Raw genomic sequence first — 3,412 nt, forward strand, 5'->3', positions numbered from 1 at the left:
ATTAATTATACCAAAAAATCGCTCAGACCTCACGGTCTGGGCGATTTTTCTGTCAGGGGAGTTTTTTTACAGCCCCCCAATCATACAGACAATCTTTAGTATTTAATTGTCGAGAAAAAATATTAAGGAGCTGTATGATGATTACAATGTTAAACGAAGAAGGACTCACTTTCAAGGAAATCGAAGAAAAAATATTTAGAATGGTATGTGAATGGGGGCAATCTTTCGCTAGAGACTTCCTGGAAAAGTATGATGAATTTCTGATGAAAAATCGAGATAAAGAAGCATATCGTAATAAGGGGCTTCGAGAAACTACTATCAAGACTGTTTTTGGAGAAGTGAATTATTCTCGTAGAGTTTATGAAACAATCAGGGATGATGGCCTTAAGGAATTCGTGTATCTGCTAGATGAACAGCTTCACATTCCGGGAGTTGGGCTTATATCTCAAAACCTTGCGGACCAGTTAGTGGCTGGTATTACAGAGATGTCTTATAGAGAAACTGCTACGAAAGTTACTGAAATGACAGGTCAAAGAATTAGTGCAATGGGTGTATGGAAAGTCATTCAGACACTTGGTGAGAAGGTTTGTGAGGAAGAAGCAAATCTTGTCAAAGCTCATAAAGCAGGAAATGTACAAGGCGATATCATAACCCCTGTATTGTTTGAAGAAACAGATGGAGTATATGTAAACCTCCAGCGTGAAAAACAGGACATGGCGGAGATAAAGGTTGGCATTGCCTATGACGGATGGAAGCAAACAGGTAAAGACCGCTTTGCCCTTGATGAAAAAGTAGTTGTAGCAGGGTTTTCAAAAGCGAAAGAATTTCAAGCTTATAGGGAAGCTGCCATAGCAGAGAAATATAATACTGATGAAATCGAAGTTCGTTTGGTGAATGCAGATGGTGCGGAGTGGATTAAAAATTTAAGTGATGCTGATACAGTATTTCAGTTAGATCCATTTCATCGTAATAAAGCAATTCGAGACTATGTACCATATAAAGAAGCCATTCAGGAAATACATGAGTTGCTAGATGAAAAAGATATCGCTGGATTGTTTGAGCATCTTGAAACATACAAAAATAGCTTAAGTGACGATGCAGAGATTGAAAAGGCAGAAAAGTTAATAACCTATTTCGCTAATAATAGGCAAGGCTTATTGTCGTATCAAGATCAGGGAATCTTATTGCCAGAGTCTCCAAAGGGGTTAACATATCGAAATATGGGGACGATGGAGAATCATATCTGGAGTACAATAGCCAGACGAATGAAGCATAATCATACTTGCTGGAGCTATCGAGGGGGCAATCATTTAGCTAAGATACTTGCCAAGAAATGTAGCGGGCGATTGGATGAAGTATCTGCAAAACTGAAATCTCCAAGATTTGAAAGAGGTCAAACAGAAACAATTCAGCATGAGATACTATCAGCGGGAACAGTTCCACAAAAGATTGGAAAAGGATATAGATACCCAGTGTCGGGACATTTAACAAAGCTTGATAATTCGTCAGGAATAACGCATCAGATATGTTTGGCAATGGTAGGATGCTGCAACTAGATTGCACAATCATTCATTAATGCTTGATCAACAATAATCATGCGAACGGATTGCTCTGTCAAGAGCAGGCCGTGATTACGGTGCGAAGCACTCTTGAAAGAGCATCTGTGCATGATTGAATAGTAAACAAGCCTCAATGAAAAATATGCCTTCGGCATACTAAATACAAAAGATTTTCAAAAAGATGAAGTTTTTGCCAACGATAGGTTTACAGTAATATTTGAAATGAGACTGTAGAAAAATAATAGTTATATGCTATAATATATAGAGATATATAGATACAATTAACTAGACTAGGGGAAATGTGAGGATGAAAGATGAAAGACATTAACAGTATCTGTCATTTTTTCGAAAATATGAATGAGTATGTATATGTTACGGATATAGAGACATATGAGATGGTATATATGAATCGCAAGACATTGGAAGCTTATGGGTTAAAATCCCTGGATGAAATAAAAGGCAGAAAATGTTACGAGATATTACAGAAGTCATCAATTCCATGTGGCATGTGTAATAATGACAAAATCTGCGAAGGATTCTTTGAAGAATGGCGTCATTATAATTCGGTTATAGATAAATATTTAATTCTGAAGGATACATTGGTTGAAGATCCACAGGAGCATAGAAAGTACCGGCTTGAAATCGGGATAGATATCAGTGAAGAACGCATACAGGATAAGGCACTCCAGAAATATAACAGTATGGAGGCGCTGGCAAACGAAGGACTGCGAATTGCGCTCATGGCATCAACCCCGGATGAAGCCATCTATACGATTCTGGAGTACCTTGGCAAGTCACTGAATGGTGAGAGAACTTATATATTTGAGAAAAATGAGAAGGGCGGAGACGATAACACCTATGAATGGGTTGCAGAGGGAGTAAAACCGGAGAAGGATAATCTGCAGAACCTTCCGCCTGAGATCTGCGCAAACTGGTATCACAGATTTCAGAAAGGAAAGCATATCGTATTTCACGATCTGGAAGAAATCAGGGAAACCGATCCTTTGCAATATGAGAATCTCAAGAGACAGGATATTCGTGCCCTTGCAGTTGTACCGTTATATGATGATGGTAAAGTCATTGCTTTTTATGGAGTGGATAACCCACCGCCTTTATCTTTGGAATATACATCTAATATGCTTCAGATTACGGGACACTTCCTGGTGTCATGTATCAGAAGAAGGAATCTGATGAGAGAGCTGGAAGATATGAGTTATAAGGATGCGCTTACCGGATTTGGCAACAGATTTGCCATGAACAGATATATTTCACAGATTGACCACAAGAAGAGTGTGGGAGTGGTCTATTGTGACATTACCGGATTAAAGCACGTCAATGACACCATGGGGCATAAGGCGGGAGACCAGCTGATCCTGCGGGCATGCGACTGTATGAGTAAAGCATTTGGCGATTATGGTGTGTTCCGCATAGGGGGAGACGAATTGCTTGCACTCTGTTCGCAGATTGAGCAGGATGCGTTAGAAGAGCGCATCAGACTTTTAAGGAAATTGATGGAAGAGAATACTGTGAATATGGCAGTGGGTATGATATGGCAGGATGAAGCAACAACAGAGCTGGATATATTATTGCAGGAATCAGAGAAGCGCATGTATGCCGATAAAGCAGAGTATTACAGAAAGAATGGAATTGAACGCAGAAGACATTAAGCATTCACATACTATATGGAACATATTTGGTAGTAATTATTTTTAATTTATTATTCCATTGAAATACTAAAAATTGAAGATTATCTCTATAAGATATTGTTCAAATTTAAAAAGGGGCTGTAAAAAAACTCCCCTGACAGAAAAATCGCCCAGACCGTGAGGTCTGAGCGATTTTTTGGTATAATT

General features: G+C 38.8%; 2 protein-coding genes. Both read left to right on the forward strand.

The features are described from left to right. Positions 1–137: 137 nt before the first annotated feature. Positions 138–1,556: an ISLre2 family transposase gene (locus WMO62_RS15670; protein WP_349145264.1), complete on the forward strand. Its 1,419-nt coding sequence runs from the start codon at positions 138–140 to the stop codon at positions 1,554–1,556. A gap of 317 nt (positions 1,557–1,873) precedes the next feature. Beyond that, positions 1,874–3,226, forward strand: coding sequence for a sensor domain-containing diguanylate cyclase (locus WMO62_RS15675; protein ID WP_349145263.1), 1,353 nt, complete (start codon positions 1,874–1,876; stop codon positions 3,224–3,226). The last annotated feature ends 186 nt before the right edge of the window (positions 3,227–3,412 follow it).

Origin of the sequence: Hominiventricola aquisgranensis, from assembly GCF_040096225.1 — a bacterium.
Classification (GTDB): domain Bacteria; phylum Bacillota; class Clostridia; order Lachnospirales; family Lachnospiraceae; genus Hominiventricola; species Hominiventricola aquisgranensis.

Excerpts from the sequence above, each read along its gene's own strand:
- WMO62_RS15675 (WP_349145263.1), top strand. The coding sequence starts at position 1,874 with ATGAAAGACATTAACAGTATCTGTCATTTTTTCGAAAATATGAATGAG.
- WMO62_RS15670 (WP_349145264.1), top strand. The coding sequence starts at position 138 with ATGATTACAATGTTAAACGAAGAAGGACTCACTTTCAAGGAAATCGAA.